Origin of the sequence: Marinomonas sp. ef1 (assembly GCF_002806845.1) — a bacterium.
GTDB lineage: Bacteria > Pseudomonadota > Gammaproteobacteria > Pseudomonadales > Marinomonadaceae > Marinomonas > Marinomonas polaris.
The window spans coordinates 84,004-105,586 of sequence record NZ_NHTT01000005.1; the positions used below are offsets into that span (position 1 = coordinate 84,004).

The following is a 21,583-nucleotide window of genomic DNA, read 5'->3' on the forward strand; positions in this document are numbered from 1 at the left end:
TACACTAGACCCACTCTAAACAGAGGACAAATATCAATTTAGTTCCTAGCGATACCTTAAAGGTATTGATTTATTATTCTATTTAATCTTTGCTATATGCAAGGAACACAAAGTATGAAAAACATAACAACATTTTTTCATCATAAATAACTCAGTTTTATTATGATTCTTTGAAGAAGATATCCTTTTGGTTACTCACAATACCTTGGAGGTATGATGGAGTTAAGACATCTACGTTATTTCTGCGCTGTTGCCGAGGAGAAAAACCTAACTCGTGCTGCTGAAAAGCTCTTTATTGCTCAACCGCCATTAACAAGACAGATAAAGCAGTTGGAAGAAGATGTTGGTGCGCAACTTTTCGATCGTCACTCTAGAGGATTAACACTGACACCTGCGGGAAAATATTTTTGGGAGCAAGCAAAGCAGATGCTGGCTAAAGCCGATATGGTTATCGAAAATACCCGCCGAATAGCTGAAGAGCAAAAAGCTGTATTCAGTATTGGGTTTGTGCCTTCGGTATTTTATGGTCAATTGCCATCGCTGGTTAGGGATTTACGCCAACAAACCAACGCCAATATTTTGCTGCACGATTTAAAAACAGGCGAACAAATCGAGGCATTAAAAACAGGGAAAATTGATATTGGTTTTGGTCGTTTAACAATTCCCGACGAACAAGTGGAACAAACTATCTTATTCCAAGAACCCTTATTAGTTGCATTACATGTCGGGCATCCGCTTCTTAAAAAAGGTGAACCGACTCTGGAAGAACTAGCGAAGATGCCGATGATCTTGTATCCGGCAGGCCAAGCTGCTACTCCTACCTTCGCGGATATTTGCACTTCATTGTTTACCAGTCGAGGAATGACAACAAATGTAACTCAACAAGTAAATGACTTACAAACGGCGTTGGGCTTAGTCGCTTCTGAAATGGGGTTTGCTCTGGTGTCCGAACAAGTAAGGCATTTTGGACGAGATGATGTAGTGTTTATTCCTTTGCAGGATAAATCCATCACCTGTCCGGTTATTTTTAGTCGTAGAAAAGAACCTATGGATTCCATTACAGCGCTGGCCGTTAAGATCCTCAAAAATCTGGTTGAGAATCATCAAAGCAGTTTATAACTATTAATGAATGCCAAGATTATTTGGTGTGCAAACGAATTTGTTCTGCTACTTCCCGCAGCACAGGTAAGTATTCTTCTATCAAAGTTTGGTGGCTTACTCGCGATGCATTAGTGCTGAGATTAATCGCCCCAAGCAAGGATCCATCAAAAGTGAACGCTGGAACAGCCAACGAACGTAGACCAAGATCTAGCTCCTGATCAACTATGCAGAAATTCTGTTCAGCGACTTGTACAAGCATCTGCTCAAAGGCAGGCTTATCGACAATACTATGCTGAGTGAACTCCTCAAGAAAAACATTTTTGAGCCATTCTTTTTGTTCTTCTGATGGCAACTTAGCAACCAGCATACGACCCATAGAAGTATAAGCAGCAGGCAATCGTGTCCCAGCACTTAAGGCTATCGACATCAAGCGATGGGCTGCTGGCGAACGAACCACATACATGATGTCTTGTTGATCCAGCACGGCAAGAGACGAAGATTCACCAAGCTGTGCGGTGATGTCATGCAGATAATGCTCAACCACATTGAGATGATCATTACTGGCATTATAGGCATAGCTGAGCGCCAATACTTTAGGCGTTAACGTAAACTGTCGCCCTTCCCGCTTAATGTATCCAAGCGCATGCAGGGTTAACAAAAAACGTCGAGCTTTTGCTCTGTCCATTCCTGTTTGCTCAGCCACTTCAGACAGCGTCATTTCCTTATGCTGTGGATCAAATGCCATTATGACATCCAGTCCTGACGCCAATGCACCTACATAATCTCTATGATCCGGTGACAGCTTTTCCTCATTCATACCCAGTTTACTCATTGCCATTAATAACCTCGCCATTATTTATGATTCGTTACAGGCTAGCTAGAGGGAAGAGACTTTTCATCGCATTTTTTATCTAAATCCAGATAAAAAAGACAAATACAAAATTTTGGCTTGACCATTAATCCTAGATTGATCTATCTTGTTCGTATTGCAAACTTAAATTCGTATAACGAACAGGATACATTATGACGAAGTTTATGACACTTAAAGACGCTGTCGCTACTTATGTAAAAGATGGTGACTCCATTGCACTTGAAGGCTTTACACATCTAATCCCTTTCGCCGCAGGGCACGAAATCATCCGTCAAAAGCGACGTAATTTGTCCCTAATTCGTATGACACCAGATCTTATCTATGACCAATTAGTAGGCGCAGGTTGTGTTCGAAAATTAACTTTTTCTTGGGGCGGAAACCCTGGTGTTGGCTCGCTTCATCGGGTTCGTGATGCCATAGAAAATGATTACCCTTGCGCACTAGAAACGGTTGAACACAGCCATGCTGCTATGGCGAATGCTTATGAAGCTGGTGCGGCTGGTCTCCCATTGGCGGTTTTTCGCGGTTACGTGGGCAGTGAGTTGCCACTCGTCAACAAAGAGATTGCCTCCATAATTTGCCCTTTTACTGGCGAACAGTTAGCGGCCATTCCAGCCATTAAACCTGATGTGGGTATTATTCATGCCCAAAAAGCAGATCGCGCAGGCAATGTGCTTATCGAAGGAATTATTGGCGTTCAAAAAGAAGTCGTATTGTCAGCCAAACGCAGCATTGTCACAGTAGAAGAAATTGTCGATAACTTGGAAGTCACACCAAACGCTTGCGTCTTACCAGCATGGACAATTGACGCTATTGCAGTTGCACCAGAAGGCGCGAAACCTTCTTATACGCTTGGCTATTACGACCGAGACAACAACTATTACAAACAATGGGACAACATCAGTCGCGACAGAGACAGCTTCAACCAATGGTTAGAATCCCATGTGTTTGGCCAAGGAGATGTTTAATATGACAACACATAACGATACGACTCAATATACTTCTGCTGAAATGATGACCATCACAGCAGCACGCGCCTTGACTAATAATATGACCTGCTTTGTGGGGATTGGTTTACCTAGCGAAGCCGCTAACGTAGCGCGTCTGACTCATGCTCCTGATGTTACCTTGATCTACGAATCCGGCACCTTGCAAACCAAACCTGAAGTGTTGCCTTTGTCCATTGGCGATGGTGAACTGTGCGAATCCGCTCTCACCACCGTATCTGTACCTGAAATGTTCCGTTATTGGCTACAAGGTGGCCACATCGATGTTGGCTTTTTAGGGACAGCACAGATCGACCGTTTTGCGAATTTGAATACCACGGTTATTGCAGCTAATCATCCTGAAGGCGGAAAAAACGGCGCTCACAGTTATGCAAATCCAAGAGTCCGTTTACCGGGTGGTGGCGGTGCGCCGGAAATTTCTACTAACGCCAAAGAAGTTTTTATTACGGTTAAGCACTCAAAACGTACTTTTGTAAAAGACGTGGACTTCATCACCACTATTGGTTTTGGCCGTGATGGCAAAGGCAGAGATAATTTACCAAATATCGGTCGTGGCCCAAGCGTGGTTATTACGGATTTATGTATTTTAAAACCTGACCCAGCGACCAAAGAGCTGATTGTCACCAGCTTGCATCCTGGCACAACAAAAGAAGACGTCATTGAAGCGACTGGCTGGGAAATTAAATTTGCCAACTCTCTTGAGACCACCCCAGTACCAAGCGAAAAAGAACTGCACGTATTACGCGAATTAAAAGCACGAACTGAAAAAGCACACAGTGCTCAGGAGGCAATATGAGCACTGTTTACATCTGTCACCCTAGACGCTCAGCCGTTGGCCGTTATGCAGGCTCCCTTGCGGCCGTTCGCCCAGACGACATGTTAGCTCAAGTCATTCAAGCGGTGCTAAGTGATGCACCAGATCTTGATCCAGCGGCCATTGACGATGCTATTTTTGGTTGTGCCAATCAATCAGGTGAAGACAATCGTAACGTGGCGCGCATGGCTACGCTACTTTCTGGCATGCCCTATAGCGTGTCTGCCACAACGATGAACCGTTTATGCGGATCAGGTATGGATGCGGTCGGTACCGCATTTCGAGCCATTCAAGCCGGTGAAGCTGAATTAATATTAGCTGGCGGCGTTGAATCCATGTCTCGTGCTCCATTCGTTATGGGCAAACCAAGCGCAGCGTTTGATAGACAGCAAACATTAGAAGACACCACTATGGGCTGGCGTTTTATTAATCCAGTCTTAAAGTCATTGTATGGCACTGAATCCATGCCAGAAACGGCGGAAAACATTGCTGAGCGCTACAAAATAACGCGCCAACAACAAGATTTATTCGCTTTGCGTTCTCAACAAAAAGCCAAAGCGGCACAAGATGAAGGCCGCTTTGCTGAAGAGATAACCCCTATTACAATTAAGCCAAAACGTGGCAATCCAATTATCGTCGATCAAGACGAGCATTTACGCCCTGATACCACTTTGGAAGATTTAGCAAAACTGAGAGCACCGTTTAGAGACAATGGCTCAGTAACGGCGGGCAATGCATCCGGTATAAACGACGGTGCCGCTGCAATGTTGATTGCCAGTAAAGCAGCGGTCGAAAGCCACAAGCTTGAACCTTTAGCGAAAATTATTGGTATGGCAACCGCTGGTGTGGAACCAACAGTGATGGGCATGGGACCCGTTCCCGCAGTGCAAAAATTGCTAAAACGTACCGGCCTTACTCTCGCCGACATGGATGTGATCGAATTAAATGAAGCCTTTGCGGTACAAGGGTTAGCCTGTATACAAGAATTGGGGCTTTCACCAGAAGATGAACGCATTAACCCAAATGGCGGCGCGATTGCCCTTGGACATCCATTAGGTATGTCAGGCGCTCGTCTATTACAATCCGCCGCTATGCAGTTAAAACGCACAGGCGGACGCTATGCTATTTGCACCATGTGTATTGGCGTCGGACAAGGCATTGCCATGCTAATCGAACGGAGCGACATTTAATGAAGAACCTATTTTTTACACTTGAAGGCGATAGCAGCAAACCCGCTATCGTGCTTGGTCATCCTTTGGGAATGAACAGCCGAGTTTGGGATGGTATTGTTCCAGAGTTATTGAAACAGTTTCGCGTTATTCGCTGGGATCTTCCTGGACACGGACTAAGCCCTGCCCTTGATTCAAATTCTTCACCATTAACAGTGAATGCTTTGGTTGATCCATTAATTGAAAAATGCGATGAACTTGGTATTAAGCAGTTTCACTATGTGGGTACATCTATTGGCGGCATGATTGGTCAACAATTAGTGACTCAATATCCTGAGCGTTTATTGAGTGCGACCTTAACCAATACTGGGGCAAAAATTGGCAGTAAAGATGCGTGGCTAACCCGCCAACAGGACGTTATGGCATTGGGGTTGAAGAGTATGGCTGCAACCTTAGTACTACGTTGGTTTAGTGAGCACAGCGTGCAAAATAAACCTGCTTTGGCAAGCTACTGGCAAGAACAGCTCGCCAACGTCGATGACTTCAGCTACGGCGCACTCTGTGCTTGGCTTGGTAATATGGATCTCACCGATACATTGGGGCCAAGTTCACTACCGATACAATTGATCTGTGGTGAAAAAGACGTCGCAACGACGCCAGAGCTGATGGGAACTCTCGCTTCGTTGTTACAAGTCGACAAGCTAGAAGTTATCAATCAGATTGGTCATGTTCCATCAGTGGAATCGCCAGATCAACTCACCAGTCTACTTAAAAACTTTATCTCTCAGTAACCTACTCTGCGTGATCCATGCTTCAGCTTAAGAGCGTTAGGATAATGCTCTTAAGCTAATAAATGATCACCACTATAAGCTTTTACGGCTGCTGTGCACGCCAATAAAGTGTTAAAAATAGACTCAAAATGCTCATTTATAACTCGTTAAGAAACTAAAAACATTGACTAAAAATTAGGCGTTGCTAGCTCTACAAAGTTCACCTAATATAAACAAACTAATAATAATTACAAAAATGGTCGTCAACTATGTTTACTAATGCCCTAAGCAATGCCGTTATTTTTAATCAGGCTCATCCGCTAGAAGTATCAGATTACATAAACAGCCACATTGGACATCATACTTTGCTGTCTGAGTCTGTTAAGGATTCAGACGAATTCTGCTCCCAGCTAAAACATCGAGATTTTGCCGAATTAGGATTATCTTCAATCCATTATGGTAACGAAGTTAAAATTCACTGTGCTGATTTAAATGACATTTACCACTTTCAAGTCGTCACTCATGGTCAATGTTGCTGGCAATTTGAAGAAGAGTCTTTATTGCTAAAGCCAGGCCAAGCTTTGATGATGAACCCACACGAAAAAATGGATATTTCCTATTCTGCAGATTGTGAAAAAATCATTGTCAAAGTTCCACAAGCCTTTATTAGAGATTTGTGTCTGGAGCAAAACAGGGTTATTTCAAGCTCTGGAATTTTATTTGAAAGGAAGGTTATTGAATTAGATAAGTCTTTGGGATTTCTTAGCTTGATGGGAGCTATTTTGCACGAAGCAAATGACGCTGAACTCGATTTATTGCAAATGCAATTACCTTATCGCGACCTACTTATTCGCAAGCTATTTCAACAATTCGACAATAATACCCCTGCCCTCTTAGACTCAGACTTGAACGATCGCAATTTCAATGCATTACTCAAACATATTGAAGAAAATATCAAAGAGGATATTGATGTAGAAGAGTTAGCAAATGTGGCCCATATCAGTATCAGAAAAGTCTACAACCTATTCGCCAAGCACTACCACATCACTCCAAAAGTCTTCATCAAGCAATCTAAGCTTAAACACTTAAGAAAAGAAATTATCATGAATAGTGACATACGTAACGTCACTGAAATTGCGCTGGATTATGGTTTTTCCCACCTTGGACGCTTTTCGTCTGATTACCGAAAAATGTTCGCAGAGTTGCCTTCGGAAACACTAAAGCGTCGATAAATAAAATCCGTGGATAAGGAAGGGATTTCCTATTCCATGGTCAAAAAACAAGACTTAAAAAGAAGCCGCACCACATATTTCTTCAGTCACTTTATTCGCGTACTCTTTGACCAATCTTGGGTATAAGCTATTTACTTTAGTGCAACAGTCATTAGCCATTCCCATTAGGCTGATAACAGAAGATACATTGCCATTGATGTCATAAATACCACTACCAATTACATTGATATCCGGTAGGAAATCGCCAGAAAATGTACAAAGATTACTTTCTTTGATTGCATCTAAATGCTCATTAAAGGCTTCTTGATTCAGCGGCTTTCCCTGAAAGCGAGGTTTTGCAGGTAAATCTGAATAAAAGTCTTCTACCAGTTTTAATCGTCTAGCCAAAGGCAGATTGGCTAGAAAAATACGCCCAGAAACAGAAAAAAACGGTGAGAGTTCAGTGCCTAATCTCACATTCACTGCAATTTGCTGACTCGCATCTAACCATTTAATAACCAATGGCGCGTAACCATTCCAAATAGTCACAGATACTGTTTTATCCGTTTCCTCAGATAAACGCTCCACGGCTTCCAACGCTTGCTTGATTGGATCTATTTTTTTAATTGATGCTATGCCTAAGGTCAAACTGGCCTTTCCCAAAGCATATTGACTGCCATTTATTTGAGTGATGTATTCCATTCTTAATAGACTAACAAGATACTTATGCAAGCGGCTTGGTGAGTGAGACAGCTGATCGGATAAGCTTTTTAAAGTTGGAGGCTTAGGAGATTGAGCAATAATATTTAGAATTCTTAAACCAATTTCCAAAGAACCAATTCCTTGACGCGTACTATCTTGTTTCATTTCCGTTGTCTCAGACATCCGATATACACCTATAAAAACATAAAAGCAGTACTGTCATGACAAAGAAGCGTGTAAACGCCTGGCTCTAAGAGCCAGAATTCCGTTAATTAGATTGCAGTTAATAGAACAAACTACAGCGCGTTCCTTGTCATGCGTAACTTAAACACATCAGTATAGTCATATTGTCTGACTGACAGAAGACGGATAAAGCCATTACACGCCTAAATAACCTTCAACTTGGGCTAAGTTAGATTGTAGTTGCTCTACGTCAAGGTTCATTACGACTTTCCCCTTCACAAGTACCACATGACGATCACAAAGCTTTTGTAAAACTTGAATGTTCTTGTCGACAATAATGGTCGATATACCGCTTTCTTTTATCGTGCGGATCACTTCCCAAATTTCTTTGCGAATGAGTGGCGCAAGCCCTTCTGTTGCTTCATCTAAAATCAACAATTCTGGGTTGGTCACTAGAGCTCGGCCTATCGCTAACATTTGCTGCTCACCACCAGATAATTGTGTGCCTAAATTTGAAAGTCGTTCTTTTAGACGTGGAAACGTATCAAGTACGCGATCATAGTCCCAAGTTTTTTCGCCTTGGTTATTCGCGCGAGCTGCCACCTGCAAGTGCTCTTTAACCGTTAAGTTATGAAACATTCCTCGACCTTCTGGGACATAAGCAATGTCTCGTTTCATCCGCTGCCAAGTGGCTAAATTGGTAATGTTCTCACCCTTAAACGAAACCGTGCCACTTCTAGGTGTCACTAGCCCCAAAATAGACTTCAAGGTGGTGGTTTTTCCCATGCCATTTCGCCCCATCAAACTAAGGGCTTGGCCTGAATCTAACGAAAAGCTAACGCCGTGTAACACATGACTTTCACCATACAAACTATGAAGACTTTTTACTTCTAATAGATTACTCATCAATACACCTCATCACCTTGCCCAAGATAGGCTTCTTTTACACGCGGATCATCTCTTACTTCATCCACACTTCCTGTCACCAAATGCTGCCCGTCAACCATCACAGTCAATTGATCCGATAACTCAAAAATGGCATCCATATCGTGCTCAACTAAAACAATGCAATACTCTTTTTTTAGACGACTAAGTAAATCGATAATTAACTGTGACTCTTCATGCCCCATACCAGCCATCGGTTCATCAAGCAATAAAACCTCTGGCGAAGTTGCTAATACCATGGCGATCTCAAGCTGCCTTTGCTCACCATAGCTTATCTGTGAGGCGATATGATCGCGTCGCTGTCCAAGCCCTACTTTTTCCAAAGCTTGCGTGGCAATCTCGTCGAGCATTTTCTGGGAATATCGTGAACGAAAGAAATTAAAGCTGCCGCCCATCAAGCGCTGTACAGCCACGCAACAATTTTCCAGACACGTAGAATTGCTATAAATATTGGTTTTTTGAAAGCTTCGTCCAATGCCACGACGAGCAAATTCATAAGGCTTTATCGAACTAATCGATTCTCCTCGATGAAGGATCTTGCCACTTGTCGGTTTATAATGACCACATAGCATATTCAATAGCGTGCTTTTTCCTGCGCCATTTGGGCCCACGATACCGTGTAGCTGGTTATCATGAAACGCTAAAGACAGATCATCTAAAGCCTTCAATCCACCCCAGTATTTACATAAACCTTCTGTTTCTAGAATGACATTATTTTCCATCACGTTTCTCCAAAAGATCTTCTAAGAAGCCAGCAATCCCCTTCTTAAATACCATCACCATCAAAATAATCAGCCCTCCCATAAAGAGCAGCCAATGTTCGGTTAAATGCTCTAATGAATAATGCAAACCTTCATATACCAACGTTCCTAAAATCGCCCCATAGATACTGCCCATTCCACCTAAAATCGACATAACAAGTGCGGTACCCGAGGTTGTCCAAGACAACATCGAAGGGTTTACAAAGCCGTACTGTAAAGTAAATAAATACCCAGCGTAGGCACCCAACGCTGACGCAACAACATAACTAACTAAACGGTAGATAAAAATGTTGTAACCTAGCGCCACAGTGCGTCCAGGATTCTCATGAATTGCATCCACAAGACGACCAAATCGAGAACGAATTAGAACTTTAAAAAAGAGCAAAGTATTAAACAAAGAAAACAAACAGAGGTAATAAAAGTGTGTTGGATTATCCAGATCAAATAAGCTTAATCCAAATATGCTGGTCTCAGGCTTAACATAAACAAAGACGCCATCAGTACCACCAAAATCAATGGAGTCAGAAAAGTAATAAAAAGTCATTTGCGCAAACGCGAGGGTAATCATAATCATATAAATGCCATTGGTGCGTAACACTAAAAAACCAATAACAAAGGCGACCGTGGCAGAAATCGCACAAATATAAAAAGTATATATCCAAAAATTAACCGCTTCGTACTCAGGCGCGATCATCACAAAAATATAGCCACCTAAGCCATAAAACATAGCGTGACCCAATGTAATCAATCCACACTTGCCAACAAGATAATCTAGTGACATGACAAATATTGATAAAATCATGATGGTCGTTAGCTTATTAACGTAATACTCATTTTGCTCAAGAAACATCGGCATTAACAAAGCTAAAGGAAAAAATATCCATACAAACAGCCGCTCGGCCCGTTTATTTAACAACATAACCACACCTCCAAATTAAGAAGAAAACAAACCTTGAGGCTTTAATAAAAGAATGAAGGCCATGAAAATATAAATCATCATGCTAGAAAGTTCGGGGACTAAAACTGATGCAAACGTATCCACCAGTCCTACCATCAGCGCACCAATGAATGCGCCTTTAATCGATCCCATTCCGCCAATAACTACCACCACAAAACAGGTGATCAAGATATGCTCGCCCATACCAGGAACAATAGAGCTAATCGGTGCCGCCACCACACCCGCAACAGCAGACAACATCACCCCAATCGCAAAGACAATGGTATAAAGTCGGCTAATATCTATTCCTAAACATTCGACCATTTCGCGATTAGATTCACCTGCGCGAATTAACATCCCTAAGCGTGTTTTACTGATTACGTAATACATAACACCCGCAACAACGACACAGAACACAGCGACGAAAATGCGATAAACCGGATACTCAATAATTCCAGCAAGAGGAATAGAGGCAGACAATGCTTGCGGCACATCTACGCCTAACGGATCATTGCCCCACAACAAACCCTGCAGCGCGTTAAAGACAAAAATCATGCCTATGGTGAGTAAAACCTGATCAAGATGATTACGGCGATATAACTGACGAATCAGTGTCCGTTCGACTAGAAAGCCGATTAATAAAGCAATAACGGCTGAAATCACCGCACTAAAAGCAAAGCTGCCCGTTTGCTGAACAAAATACCAAGCAAGATAGGCTCCCACCATAAACATAGAGCCATGGGCCAAATTCAAAATACCCATGACGCCAAACACTAATGTGAGACCAGAAGCGATCAAAAAGAGTAACAGCCCATACTGAAGACCATTGATCAGCTGCACGATAAAAAGTGTGCTATCCATTAGAAAACCTACGACGTTAAGAAGAAAAAATTCGCTTCTTTAGATAACTATCAAAATGCAATCTAAAGAAGCGCAAACAACCAGAGAAACTTACATTGAACAACCGCGGGCCGGATCTTCAAGAGCAGAGGCTGCTAGTTTCACTACTTGGTTTTCACCATTTTCAACACGACGAAGATAAATATTTTGAATTGGATTATGGGCTTTAGAGAAAGTGAAGTCACCGCGAGGGCTTTTCACCTTAGTGTTTTCTAGGGCGTGGATCAGCGCTTTCTGATCACTGATATCACCATTAAGTGCTTTTACTGCACTGGCAATCATCAGACCTGTATCGTAACCCTGCACAGCGTATAAGTCAGACGGCTTACCGAACTTGTCGGCATAAGCACGTCGGAATGTTTGATTTTCTTCATTTTTAAGAGGGTCTGCATAATGAAGCGTAGTAAGTATGCCTTCAGCTGAATCACCTTGAGCCTCAAGCGTTCCCTCCGTTAAGAAACCAGCACCAAGCAACGGAATTTTTCCTTTCAACCCCATCGCATCATAGTCTTTAACAAACTTCACCGCTCCGCCACCTGCAAAAAACACAAAGACAGCATCTGGTTGAATAGACCCGATTTCAGATAAATAAGATTGAAATTCAGTTTTAGGGAAAGGGACCAGCATTTTTTTAACTATCTCGCCTCCACCTGACGTAAAGGACTCTTCAAATGCATCAAGACTTTCTTGGCCAAAACCGTAGTTCCAACTTAAAGTAACAACTTTTTTGAAGCCTTGTTCTAAAGCGACTTTGCCCATCGGATAAGAAGGCTGCCAAGCGGAAAAAGAAGTACGGAAAATATTAGGCGCACACAATGGTCCTGTTGCTGCATTTACCCCAGCATTCGGAATAATCATAATCGTATCTTTATCTTTCAATACTTTGATCATCCCCATCGCAACGCCTGAATGCACCGGACCAATAATAAAATCGGCATGAGATTTATTTAACAAGGAATTCGCTATTTCAGGAGCTCGGGAAGGTTTTGCCTCCGTATCCATTTCAATGAATTCAATTTTACGCCCCTGCAGATCCGCAGCGTGTTCTTGTAAAGCCATTTTCAGTCCATTTCTAGTAGCTTCACCTAAACCACCATAGACGCCACTAAAGGGCAACATGACGCCCACTTTAATAGGATCCTGCTCGGCAGCAACCAGAGTGGTGCTGAGACTTACCAGTGACATTCCCAATAAAGCAGTATTCAGAATCTTATTTTTATTTTTCATTCTAGGCCTCTACATAGCATTTATTAATAAACGTTATCGATTAAAGAGAAGGCCAAGCAATAACAATAGCCAATAGATGCAGAACTATGTCCAAAAAATGCAACTAGACAAAACTTCACATTTATTAAATGTGGAAATTTATATTACAAAGCATTGCGATTTGATTAACGACTGAGCTAAGGTAAAAAAAAATAAAAACGACCTTATCGAGAATATCTATGACTAAAATTAACGTCCTTACTCCTGTACTTTGTGTTGTGCTTTGCTTCTTTTTGGGTATCAATTTGGCCACAAATGAAGCGTCATCTTTGCTGATGCAAATGACATTTGGATTAGCCATCATTTTAATTTTTTTATCTATTTACCCATTAAAATCAAACATTCAATCACGATCTCGAAATCCACCGGACGACTTAAGAGCAATGACTACAGCCTTATCCAATGGTGATTTCACAGTAAAAATTGATAAAAAAAAGCTCACCGACAACAGCATTTCGGCGTCGATCAGTGCATTCTCTGATCGTCTAAAAAATACCTTAGTGTATCTCTCTGAAGGAACGGTCAATGTGTCTATATCCGCACAGTTACTGCAAAAGAACTCAGAAAATCTAGTTCACAATATTGATAATGTAGGCGACCAATTAACTACCTCAGCGGCCGCAAGTGAGGAACTGTCGGCCACCGCTTTAGATGTCGCACAAATCTGTAATATTGCTACCCAAAATGCAACGCAGGCCATGAAAGTGGCAGGTGAAGGACAAGAAACTATTCAGAAAAACCTCATGTCTATTAATAAAATTTCCGACATTGTTAACCTCTGTGCAGCCACTATGAATAAGCTTGGTAAACGCAATGATGAGATTAATCAGATCGTAGAATTAATCAAAGGCATTGCTTCACAGACCAATTTATTAGCACTTAATGCAGCCATAGAGGCAGCAAGAGCTGGCGAACATGGACGGGGCTTTGCTGTTGTCTCTGACGAGGTTCGTAAGCTCGCCACAGAAACAGCGAATGCGACAGAACAAATAAGCCAAACAGTGGGCGCAATGCAATCTGAACTACAAAATGCATTAACAAACATGTCCGCAAGTGAACAAGCTACTCAGCAAGCAAAACAGGAAGCGACTTTTTCAGAGCAAGCGTTAAAAAACATTGTTGAACAAATAGAGCGAGTAGCAAAAGAGGTACAAAACATTAACCATACAACGACCGAACAAAAAAATACCGCCGTCGGGCTTTCTGAAACTTTGCAGCACATTGTTTCAGCAATGGACGAAAGTCGTAAAGATGTACATTCAAACCTCAGTGCGGTTACCAAGCTTTCTAATTTCTCTAAACTTGCCAAAGCAACTATTGGCGAATTCCGCCTTTTCCATCCACAAGATGCTGAAAACTTACTTAACAAAGCCTATGAGCACATAGAAAAACACGGGGAAGAAAAAGCCTTCTGTGATTTTGCTGATCCTAATGGTGGCTTCATTTATGGAGAACTATTTATCGTTGCTATTACCTTTAGTGGCGAAGTATTAGCATACGGAGCAAACCCAGAATTAGTAGGTAAAAACCTTTATAATGCCAAAGATGCTGACGGCCGATTAATGGTACAAGACATGATAAAGGTTGCAAAATCAAAGGACACAAAGTCCTACCAGTTTCGATTTGTAAATCCACAAACAGACCAAGTTGCTAGTAAACTTCTCTATATTACAAAGTTAAGAAATAACGCTTTTATGGGCTGTGGTGTCTATTTAAATCATTAATTTGATGGACAAAATACCACCTTTATCTAACTAACGTTTACTCCTACCGCCCTCATATGACTATCTGGCTGCTTTCCACTTCCAATGAAAGCAGCTTTTTTAGATCTTAGCTATTCCCCCTACTTCTATCGATAACATCAGAAAAGTCCTTCTTATCTAAGTGTTTTTTTGCAGATAAAGGATAAAGAAAAACACAAGCTGGATAGTGACTAATAGTCTCAAAGCCTAATCTGTTTATAAATCAGGAGGGCATTACAATGCATAACGAACTCATTACAAAAATAAAAAGTATGATGGAAGTCGATACGGACAAAGGTCTTTATCGAGCTCGTCGAGATATGTTTACCGATCCAGAACTGTTTGACCTTGAAATGAAACACATTTTTGAAGGCAACTGGATCTATCTGGCTCATGAAAGCCAAATCCCTAATAAGAATGATTTTTTCACCGGTTATATGGGCCGCCAACCCATTTTTATTACTCGCAACAAAGACGACGAACTAAATTGTTTTATTAATGCTTGTAGCCACAGAGGCGCAATGCTTTGCCGTACGAAAAAAGGTAACAAGTCAGTGATGACCTGCCCCTTCCATGGCTGGAGCTTTAACAACTCAGGCAAGCTTATTAAGGTAAAAGACGCCACAGACGCTGGCTATCCTTCTTCCTTTAACTGTGATGGCTCGCATAATCTTAAGAAAGTTGCTCGTTTTGAATCCTATCGAGGCTTCTTATTTGGCAGTATCAATCCTGATGTTAAACCACTTACAGAACATCTAGGCGAAGCGGCAAAAATAATAGATATGATTGTCGACCAATCCCCCCAAGGTTTAGAGGTGCTAAGAGGCTCTTCCACTTATGTTTATGATGGCAACTGGAAAGTTCAAGCCGAGAATGGTGCCGATGGTTATCATGTATCTTCCGTGCATTGGAACTATGTCGCAACGACTGCACGCCGCAAATTAGGTGCTGTTGCCGATGAAACCAAAGCCATGGACGCGAGCACTTGGAACAAACAACAAGGCGGCTTCTATGCTTTTGAACATGGTCATATTTTATTATGGATGCGCTGGCCTAACCCAGAAGATCGTCCATTAGCAGAACGTCGCGCTGAGCTAGAAAAAGACTTTGGTGTAGAGCGTGCCGACTGGATGATCTCTAACCTACGTAATTTATGCTTATACCCTAATGTCTTTTTGATGGATCAATTCAGCTCTCAAATTCGTGTCTTCCGTCCTATCTCCGTCAACAAAACCGAAGTGACTATCTATTGCATTGCACCTAAAGGTGAAAGTGATGTAGCTCGTGCTCAACGTATTCGCCAATACGAAGATTTCTTTAACGCTTCAGGCATGGCAACACCAGACGATTTAGAAGAGTTTCGTTCTTGCCAAGAAGGCTTTCTTGGTACTGATCTTCCTTGGAATGATCTTTCTCGTGGCGCTGAACACTGGGTGCAAGGCCCAGATGAAGCCGCTCAAAAGATACATTTAACCCCTCTTTTAAGTGGTAGGAAATCTGAAGATGAGGGTCTATTCAAAGTCCAGCATCAATATTGGGTAGACGTGATGACAAACGCCCTTCAAAAAGATAAAGAGCAGCAATAAGGAGCACACCATGACAATTCAATATGATGAAGTACGTAATTTCTTGTATGCCGAAGCTCGCTGTCTTGATGACAAAAAATGGGATGACTGGCTGACCTATTATCACCCTGATGTGGATTATTGGATGCCAAGTTGGGATGACGATGGTGAGCTTGTTACCGACCCGCACAGAGAAGTTTCTCTAATGTACTACGCCCACAAAGGTGGTCTAGAAGATCGTGTTTTTCGGATCAAAACCGAACGTTCCAGTGCATCAAGCCTACCTGAAGCCAGAACCAGTCACATGATCAGCAATATTGAGATCATGCAAAACTCGGAAGAAAGTACAGCGGTTCGCTATAACTGGAGCACAAACAGCTACAGATACAAAACAGTAGACACTTACTTTGGTACCACTTTTGTCACCTTAGTCAAAAATGCCGAAGGTCAAATACAAATCAAGCGTAAGAAAATCATCTTGGTAAATGATTATATCCACCACGTGATTGATGTTTACCACGTTTAATTATGTTGTGTACTTCAAGTTAATTTCAGCCAACTACATTTTTTCTTTTTAGATAAAAAATAATAAAAAGCCGCCCCATAAAGGGGCTCAAGGTGATTTCTATGTATAAAATCGCACTGAATTTTGAAGACGGTGTCACCCGTTTTGTGCAAACACTTCCGGGAGAAACGGTTGCTGACGCAGCTTATCGCTCTGGCTTAAACATTCCGATGGATTGCCGCGATGGTGCTTGTGGTACCTGCAAATGCAAATCTGAGTCAGGTCAATTTGAAATGGAAGGCTATATAGAAGACGCCTTATCAGATGAAGAAGCAGAAGCAGGAATGGTATTAACTTGCTGCATGCGATTAGAATCCGATTGCGCTATTTCGGTTCCGGCCTCTTCCGAAGTTTGTGTCCGCAGCCAACAAGAAGATGTCAAAGGCACGATTTCCGATATTAACCGCCTATCGGATTCAACCCTCAGCTTTAGCATTGCGGGCGATCAAGTGAAGTCGATGAACTTCTTACCCGGCCAATATGTCAATGTCCATGTGCCAGGAACAGACCTAAAACGCGCCTATTCTTTTAGCTCTCTAGTTCAAGAAAGCAATGACTCTGCATCCTTTCTAATACGTGTGGTGCCAAACGGCCTCATGAGCACGTTTATGACAGAAACAGCAAAGGTAGGTGACAATATCACCTTGAGTGGTCCATTTGGCAGCTTCTATTTACGTGATATCAAACGCCCAATTTTAATGTTAGCTGGAGGCACCGGATTAGCCCCTTTTCTTGCCATGCTAGAAAGAATTAAAGCCATAGGAACAAACCAACCAGTTCATCTCATCTATGGCGTTACCCATGATGCGGATTTAGTAGAGATAGAAAAGCTAGAAGCCCTGACTGCAACAATAGAACAGGTCACTTTTAGCACATGTGTCGCTTCAGAAGAAAGTAACTGGCCACAAAAAGGCTATGTGACTCAACATATTACGCCGTCTCATTTGAATGATGGCGATCTGGATATCTATCTATGTGGACCGCCGCCTATGGTAGAAGCAGTGAGTCAATTCATGAAAGAAAAAAACATCACACCTGTTAATTTTTACTATGAAAAATTCGCCGCTAGCAGCCATTAAGGAAGAACAAAATGAGAGCACTACGTTTCGAAAATAAGGTGGCAGTTATTACTGGATCGGCACAAAGTATTGGTCGCCAAGTAGCGCTGCAAATGGCAAAGGAACATGCCACGTTAGTATTACTTGATCGATCAGAGCTAGTTTATGACGTAGCTGAAGAGGCTAAAGCTGCAGGCGCAAAAGATGTGTTAGTCATCATCGCTGATTTAGAGAAATTTACAGACAGTCACAACGCCATGGCCTCAGCTGTAGAGAAATTCGGCCGCATTGATATTTTGATCAACAATGTGGGTGGCACTATTTGGGCAAAACCGTTTGAGCACTATAAAGAAGCGCAAATTGAAGCAGAAATACGACGTTCACTCTTCCCTACTTTATGGTGTTGTCATGCAGTACTAGACACTATGCAAAAACAAAAATTTGGCAACATAGTCAATGTGTCTTCAATCGCTACTCGCAGTATAAACCGAGTTCCCTACGCTGCAGCTAAGGGAGGCGTTAATGCCATGACGGCCTCTTTAGCATTTGAAAATGCTAAATATGGTATTCGCGTTAACGCAGTGGCCCCAGGCGGTACAGACGTTGGTGAGCGAAAAATACCACGCAACCAAGAGGTTATGACAGAACAGGAAAAAGCTTGGTATCAAGAAATTGTCGACCAAACTATCGATTCATCTTTAATGCATCGTTATAGCTCAACCGAAGAGCAAGCCGATGTTATTTTATTCTTCGCGAGTGACGAATCGTCCTACCTCACAGGCACGCTTCTTCCCGTTGGCGGTGGTGATTTAGGTTAGTTCATCACAACCAGTCATATTTCTGCTGGCTGGTTGTGACTCATTGTAAATTTATCCCTAACACAAACTTTGTAAGGTAATAAAAATGACAACTCGTAAAGCTATTGTACCTAAAGGCATGGAATTCGTTCGTGATGAAATCGGCTATGCTCCAGGCGTCTTAGTCGGTAGTACTCTTTATATTGCGGGTCAAATCGGACGCAATTCAGAGCGACAACTCGTTGAAGACAAACGCCAACAATTCATTCAATGCTTTGAAAATATGAAAGCAGTATTAAACACAGCAAAAATGAGTTTTAACGATGTTGTCGAAGTCACCAGCTACCACACTGACATGAGGGATCTTCCGCTCTATATGGAAGTTCGTAATCTTTATTTTGGTGATTGTCTACCTGCTTGGACAGCTATTGGGGCGGCATCTCTGTGCGGTATTCCTGGGTATTTCCTAGAAGTTAAGGCCATAGCTGTAAAAGGGTAACCGAAACAATAGGCTTTAGAAGTCCTGTGAAGGAGACGATAGGATGCTAAAAGATTTACACCTTTCAACTATCACTGCTGGATTGGTTGCTGTGCTTGTATCTTACTCAGGTCCACTGGCGATTTTTTTCCAAGCAGCTAACAGCGCTAATATTTCACCAGAGATGATGACATCATGGGTTTTCGCCATATCGATTGGCGCTGCGATCAGTAGTATTGCCCTTAGCATCTATTTTCGAGTACCGATTATTACTGCTTGGTCTGCACCGGGTACCGCTTTACTTGTGACCCTGTTTCCAAACCTTAGTTTAAATGAAGCTATTGGAGCGTATATAACGGCTGCCATTATTATCTTTTTCATTGGCATAAGTGGATGGTTTGACAAAGTCATCCATTGGATTCCGAAGAGCGTCGCAGCTGCTATGATGGCGGGAATTCTATTCAACTTTGGTATTTCTGCCTTTCAGTCGTTCAACAGTATTCCAATTTTGACGGTTTCGATGCTCATTGGTTTTGTTGTTTTTAAAGCCATCAGTAAAACCTATTATTTAATGTTATTAGTTTCCCTAGGTAGCTTTTTATCTATTACGGTTTTACATGCTGATTTCAGCCATTTTACATGGCAATTGGCATCACCTATTTGGATATCACCACAGTGGAGCTGGTCATCAACTTTAAGCCTAGCGCTTCCCCTCGTTATTGTTAGTCTTACAGGTCAGTTCTTACCGGGTTTTACTATTTTAAAAACATTTAATTATCAAGTGCCTACTCGCCCAGTTATCAGTGTACTTGGGCTAGTCTCCATTCCTATCGCTTTTTTTGGAGGTATAACCACTGTTATAGCTGCGATTACTGCGCCTATTTGCACCAGTCCAGATGCCCATCCAGATCCAAATAAACGCTACATAGCAGGTATTTTTAATGGTGTATTTTATTTAATTGGTGGTATTTTCGCAGGTAGCATTGTTCTATTTTTCACCACTTTCCCTGCACAAATGATTGCTATTATCGCAGGGTTGGCTCTTCTCGGAGCCATATTTAATAGCCTTACTCTTGCTTTAGAGGATAAGTCTAATATTGATGCAGCTGCTATTACGTTTATGACAACTGCCTCTGGTATTCAGCTATTCGGTATAGGATCAGCCTTTTGGGGCGTGGTACTAGGTACGGGAGCCTATGGGCTACTAATAGGTCTAAGGAAGTTCAAAAAAAATAAATAAAAACAATGAGGTAAACTATGACAACCACTACAGAATTCTTACCTGCTCCGTTATGGAATGAAGCACTTTTTACTGGTGAATGGAGCCGCCCTGCAAAAGCATTAAGCTCAGTCGTTGAACCCGCCACAGGAAAATCTCTCGGCCATATAGCCATGGCTGATGAAGTTTTAATCCAACAAGCCTGCCAAGAAGCTCGACAAGCGCAAAGAAAATGGGCAGACCTACATTATGATGAACGCGCGAGCATCTTGCGAAAAGCCATTAGTATCGCAGAGCAACATTCAGATGAAATCGTAGACTGGTTAATAAAAGAAAGCGGCTCAATAGGACCTAAAGCTCAAGCTGAACTGGGTTTTACCATCAAGTCTCTAATTGAAAGTGCTGGTCTACCATCTCAAAGCCACGGGCAAGTTCTCCCATCTAGCGCTGGCCGACTTAGTATTGCAAGAAGAAAGCCCCTAGGCGTAGTTGGTGTTATCTCTCCCTTTAATTTCCCACTGTATTTGGCTATGCGTGCTGTCGCTCCAGCCATTGCCTTGGGTAATAGTGTCGTATTAAAGCCTGATCCTCGCACCGCTATTTCAGGTGGATTTGTGATTGCACGTATTTTTGAATTAGCAGGTTTACCTAAAGGAGTTCTATCTGTTCTTCCTGGTGATGGCGCTGCAGGTGCCGCATTAGTGGCTGATCCTAATGTAGCAATGATTCAATTTACCGGTTCAACTCCCGCCGGTCGTAAAGTTGGCGAAGCAGCTGGCAAACACCTTAAAAAAGTCTCATTGGAACTAGGTGGTAAAAACTCACTCATTATTCTTGATGATGCTGATTTAGATATTGCATTAGCCAATGCCACATGGGGGGTTTATTTACACCAAGGGCAAATTTGCATGTCTACCGGTCGAGTCTTGGTACAGCGCAAAATTTACGACAGGTTCAAAGCTATGATGATTGAAAAAGCGAAAAACCTACCTGCAGGAAATCCTGCCACGGAGCAAGTTGCATTGGGTCCATTAATCAATGAACAGCAACGGGACCATGCCGCGAATCTTGTTAAAGCAGCCGTCAAAGCAGGAGCAACATTGGAAGTTGGAGGAAACTACAATGGTTTATTTTTTGAGGCCACGGTCCTTAGCGATGTAAAACAAGATAACCCTGCTTTTATTGAAGAAGTATTTGGGCCTGTGGCAATTTTAGTCCCTTTCGATACTGACGCAGAAGCAATAGAACTGGCTAATGATACTGAATTTGGCTTGTCTGCAGCCATTATTTCGCGAGATGTTGGCAGAGCATTAGCACTAGGTGAGCGTTTACAAACAGGGCTATTACACATAAATGATCAAACAGTAAACGATGAAATTATTAACCCATTTGGTGGTGTTGGCGCATCTGGTAATGGAACCAGTATTGGTGGTCCTGCGAACTGGGAAGAATTTACGCAATGGCAATGGCTAACGTTAAAAGGCGAAGCGCCACAATACCCCCTTTAATGAGTAACAATTAG

At 42.2% G+C, this 21,583-nt stretch carries 21 protein-coding genes; 14 read left to right on the forward strand and 7 right to left on the reverse strand.

The annotated features are described in order from the left end of the window. Positions 1-216: 216 nt before the first annotated feature. Positions 217-1,119, forward strand: a complete 903-nt coding sequence (locus tag CCS02_RS08365) for a LysR family transcriptional regulator (protein ID WP_100187535.1) — start codon at positions 217-219, stop codon at positions 1,117-1,119. Between the two features lie 19 nt (positions 1,120-1,138). Here CCS02_RS08365 and CCS02_RS08370 read toward each other — a convergent pair whose 3' ends face one another. Further along, positions 1,139-1,939, reverse strand: coding sequence for an IclR family transcriptional regulator domain-containing protein (locus tag CCS02_RS08370; RefSeq protein WP_100636328.1), 801 nt, complete (start codon positions 1,937-1,939; stop codon positions 1,139-1,141). Between the two features lie 185 nt (positions 1,940-2,124). Between CCS02_RS08370 and CCS02_RS08375 the strand changes: the two genes are divergently transcribed. The 5 genes from CCS02_RS08375 to CCS02_RS08395 all read left to right on the forward strand — a co-directional run bounded on the left by CCS02_RS08375 (position 2,125) and on the right by CCS02_RS08395 (position 6,964). After that, positions 2,125-2,940: a CoA transferase subunit A gene (locus CCS02_RS08375; RefSeq protein WP_012070728.1), complete on the forward strand. Its 816-nt coding sequence runs from the start codon at positions 2,125-2,127 to the stop codon at positions 2,938-2,940. Position 2,941: 1 nt separating this feature from the next. Beyond that, positions 2,942-3,775: a CoA-transferase subunit beta gene (locus CCS02_RS08380; protein ID WP_100636329.1), complete on the forward strand. Its 834-nt coding sequence runs from the start codon at positions 2,942-2,944 to the stop codon at positions 3,773-3,775. Next, positions 3,772-4,983 (forward strand): 3-oxoadipyl-CoA thiolase, encoded by a 1,212-nt coding sequence (pcaF, locus tag CCS02_RS08385; RefSeq protein ID WP_100187538.1) that lies wholly within the window; start codon positions 3,772-3,774, stop codon positions 4,981-4,983. The genes CCS02_RS08380 and pcaF overlap by 4 nt, the downstream gene beginning before the upstream one ends. Next, the gene (locus CCS02_RS08390; protein ID WP_100636330.1) at positions 4,983-5,753 is read left to right on the forward strand and encodes an alpha/beta fold hydrolase; all 771 of its coding nucleotides are present in this window, start codon (positions 4,983-4,985) and stop codon (positions 5,751-5,753) included. The genes pcaF and CCS02_RS08390 overlap by 1 nt, the downstream gene beginning before the upstream one ends. Before the next feature lie 248 nt (positions 5,754-6,001). Then, positions 6,002-6,964: an AraC family transcriptional regulator gene (locus CCS02_RS08395; RefSeq protein ID WP_072838221.1), complete on the forward strand. Its 963-nt coding sequence runs from the start codon at positions 6,002-6,004 to the stop codon at positions 6,962-6,964. A gap of 54 nt (positions 6,965-7,018) precedes the next feature. On the opposite strand, the gene CCS02_RS08400 is transcribed toward CCS02_RS08395, so the two are convergent. From CCS02_RS08400 to CCS02_RS08425, 6 genes are all read right to left on the reverse strand, one after another. Further along, positions 7,019-7,828: an IclR family transcriptional regulator gene (locus CCS02_RS08400; protein WP_072838222.1), complete on the reverse strand. Its 810-nt coding sequence runs from the start codon at positions 7,826-7,828 to the stop codon at positions 7,019-7,021. A gap of 195 nt (positions 7,829-8,023) precedes the next feature. After that, positions 8,024-8,734, reverse strand: a complete 711-nt coding sequence (locus CCS02_RS08405; RefSeq protein ID WP_100636331.1) for an ABC transporter ATP-binding protein — start codon at positions 8,732-8,734, stop codon at positions 8,024-8,026. After that, positions 8,734-9,495: an ABC transporter ATP-binding protein gene (locus tag CCS02_RS08410; protein WP_100187542.1), complete on the reverse strand. Its 762-nt coding sequence runs from the start codon at positions 9,493-9,495 to the stop codon at positions 8,734-8,736. Before CCS02_RS08410 ends, CCS02_RS08405 begins: the two co-directional genes overlap by 1 nt. Next, on the reverse strand, positions 9,485-10,453 hold the full coding sequence (locus CCS02_RS08415; RefSeq protein WP_072838225.1) for a branched-chain amino acid ABC transporter permease: 969 nt from the start codon (positions 10,451-10,453) through the stop codon (positions 9,485-9,487). The genes CCS02_RS08410 and CCS02_RS08415 overlap by 11 nt, the downstream gene beginning before the upstream one ends. A 15-nt stretch (positions 10,454-10,468) precedes the next feature. After that, on the reverse strand, positions 10,469-11,332 hold the full coding sequence (locus CCS02_RS08420) for a branched-chain amino acid ABC transporter permease (protein WP_072838226.1): 864 nt from the start codon (positions 11,330-11,332) through the stop codon (positions 10,469-10,471). 90 nt (positions 11,333-11,422) lie between these two features. After that, positions 11,423-12,598 carry an ABC transporter substrate-binding protein gene (locus CCS02_RS08425; protein ID WP_100636332.1) on the reverse strand — a complete coding sequence of 392 codons (1,176 nt, stop codon included), beginning with the start codon at positions 12,596-12,598 and terminating at the stop codon, positions 11,423-11,425. A gap of 218 nt (positions 12,599-12,816) precedes the next feature. Here CCS02_RS08425 and CCS02_RS08430 point away from each other — a divergent pair, with 218 nt between their 5' ends. The 8 genes from CCS02_RS08430 (at position 12,817) to CCS02_RS08465 (ending at position 21,569) form a co-directional block, all read left to right on the forward strand. Further along, complete coding sequence (locus CCS02_RS08430; RefSeq protein ID WP_100636333.1) at positions 12,817-14,361, forward strand: methyl-accepting chemotaxis protein; 1,545 nt, start codon at positions 12,817-12,819, stop codon at positions 14,359-14,361. Positions 14,362-14,618: 257 nt separating this feature from the next. Beyond that, positions 14,619-15,965 carry a benzoate 1,2-dioxygenase large subunit gene (gene benA / locus CCS02_RS08435; protein ID WP_100636334.1) on the forward strand — a complete coding sequence of 449 codons (1,347 nt, stop codon included), beginning with the start codon at positions 14,619-14,621 and terminating at the stop codon, positions 15,963-15,965. A gap of 10 nt (positions 15,966-15,975) precedes the next feature. Continuing rightward, positions 15,976-16,470 carry a benzoate 1,2-dioxygenase small subunit gene (gene benB / locus CCS02_RS08440; RefSeq protein WP_100187548.1) on the forward strand — a complete coding sequence of 165 codons (495 nt, stop codon included), beginning with the start codon at positions 15,976-15,978 and terminating at the stop codon, positions 16,468-16,470. A 101-nt stretch (positions 16,471-16,571) separates the two neighbouring features. Further along, on the forward strand, positions 16,572-17,588 hold the full coding sequence (gene benC, locus CCS02_RS08445; protein ID WP_100636335.1) for a benzoate 1,2-dioxygenase electron transfer component BenC: 1,017 nt from the start codon (positions 16,572-16,574) through the stop codon (positions 17,586-17,588). 11 nt (positions 17,589-17,599) lie between these two features. Beyond that, positions 17,600-18,385, forward strand: a complete 786-nt coding sequence (locus CCS02_RS08450) for a 1,6-dihydroxycyclohexa-2,4-diene-1-carboxylate dehydrogenase (protein WP_100636336.1) — start codon at positions 17,600-17,602, stop codon at positions 18,383-18,385. 85 nt (positions 18,386-18,470) lie between these two features. After that, positions 18,471-18,863, forward strand: coding sequence for a RidA family protein (locus CCS02_RS08455; RefSeq protein WP_072838233.1), 393 nt, complete (start codon positions 18,471-18,473; stop codon positions 18,861-18,863). 43 nt (positions 18,864-18,906) lie between these two features. Then, positions 18,907-20,082, forward strand: a complete 1,176-nt coding sequence (locus tag CCS02_RS08460; RefSeq protein WP_100636337.1) for a benzoate/H(+) symporter BenE family transporter — start codon at positions 18,907-18,909, stop codon at positions 20,080-20,082. Between the two features lie 17 nt (positions 20,083-20,099). Next, positions 20,100-21,569, forward strand: coding sequence for a benzaldehyde dehydrogenase (locus CCS02_RS08465; protein ID WP_100636338.1), 1,470 nt, complete (start codon positions 20,100-20,102; stop codon positions 21,567-21,569). The last annotated feature ends 14 nt before the right edge of the window (positions 21,570-21,583 follow it).

Bases quoted from the DNA above. Each gene is read 5' to 3' on its own strand.
- CCS02_RS08365 (WP_100187535.1), top strand. From the start codon at position 217: ATGGAGTTAAGACATCTACGTTATTTCTGCGCTGTTGCCGAGGAGAAA.
- CCS02_RS08370 (WP_100636328.1), bottom strand. From the start codon at position 1,939: ATGGCAATGAGTAAACTGGGTATGAATGAGGAAAAGCTGTCACCGGAT.
- CCS02_RS08375 (WP_012070728.1), top strand. From the start codon at position 2,125: ATGACGAAGTTTATGACACTTAAAGACGCTGTCGCTACTTATGTAAAA.
- CCS02_RS08380 (WP_100636329.1), top strand. From the start codon at position 2,942: ATGACAACACATAACGATACGACTCAATATACTTCTGCTGAAATGATG.
- pcaF (WP_100187538.1), top strand. From the start codon at position 3,772: ATGAGCACTGTTTACATCTGTCACCCTAGACGCTCAGCCGTTGGCCGT.
- CCS02_RS08390 (WP_100636330.1), top strand. From the start codon at position 4,983: ATGAAGAACCTATTTTTTACACTTGAAGGCGATAGCAGCAAACCCGCT.
- CCS02_RS08395 (WP_072838221.1), top strand. From the start codon at position 6,002: ATGTTTACTAATGCCCTAAGCAATGCCGTTATTTTTAATCAGGCTCAT.
- CCS02_RS08400 (WP_072838222.1), bottom strand. From the start codon at position 7,828: ATGTCTGAGACAACGGAAATGAAACAAGATAGTACGCGTCAAGGAATT.
- CCS02_RS08405 (WP_100636331.1), bottom strand. From the start codon at position 8,734: ATGAGTAATCTATTAGAAGTAAAAAGTCTTCATAGTTTGTATGGTGAA.
- CCS02_RS08410 (WP_100187542.1), bottom strand. From the start codon at position 9,495: ATGGAAAATAATGTCATTCTAGAAACAGAAGGTTTATGTAAATACTGG.
- CCS02_RS08415 (WP_072838225.1), bottom strand. From the start codon at position 10,453: ATGTTGTTAAATAAACGGGCCGAGCGGCTGTTTGTATGGATATTTTTT.
- CCS02_RS08420 (WP_072838226.1), bottom strand. From the start codon at position 11,332: ATGGATAGCACACTTTTTATCGTGCAGCTGATCAATGGTCTTCAGTAT.
- CCS02_RS08425 (WP_100636332.1), bottom strand. From the start codon at position 12,598: ATGAAAAATAAAAATAAGATTCTGAATACTGCTTTATTGGGAATGTCA.
- CCS02_RS08430 (WP_100636333.1), top strand. From the start codon at position 12,817: ATGACTAAAATTAACGTCCTTACTCCTGTACTTTGTGTTGTGCTTTGC.
- benA (WP_100636334.1), top strand. From the start codon at position 14,619: ATGCATAACGAACTCATTACAAAAATAAAAAGTATGATGGAAGTCGAT.
- benB (WP_100187548.1), top strand. From the start codon at position 15,976: ATGACAATTCAATATGATGAAGTACGTAATTTCTTGTATGCCGAAGCT.
- benC (WP_100636335.1), top strand. From the start codon at position 16,572: ATGTATAAAATCGCACTGAATTTTGAAGACGGTGTCACCCGTTTTGTG.
- CCS02_RS08450 (WP_100636336.1), top strand. From the start codon at position 17,600: ATGAGAGCACTACGTTTCGAAAATAAGGTGGCAGTTATTACTGGATCG.
- CCS02_RS08455 (WP_072838233.1), top strand. From the start codon at position 18,471: ATGACAACTCGTAAAGCTATTGTACCTAAAGGCATGGAATTCGTTCGT.
- CCS02_RS08460 (WP_100636337.1), top strand. From the start codon at position 18,907: ATGCTAAAAGATTTACACCTTTCAACTATCACTGCTGGATTGGTTGCT.
- CCS02_RS08465 (WP_100636338.1), top strand. From the start codon at position 20,100: ATGACAACCACTACAGAATTCTTACCTGCTCCGTTATGGAATGAAGCA.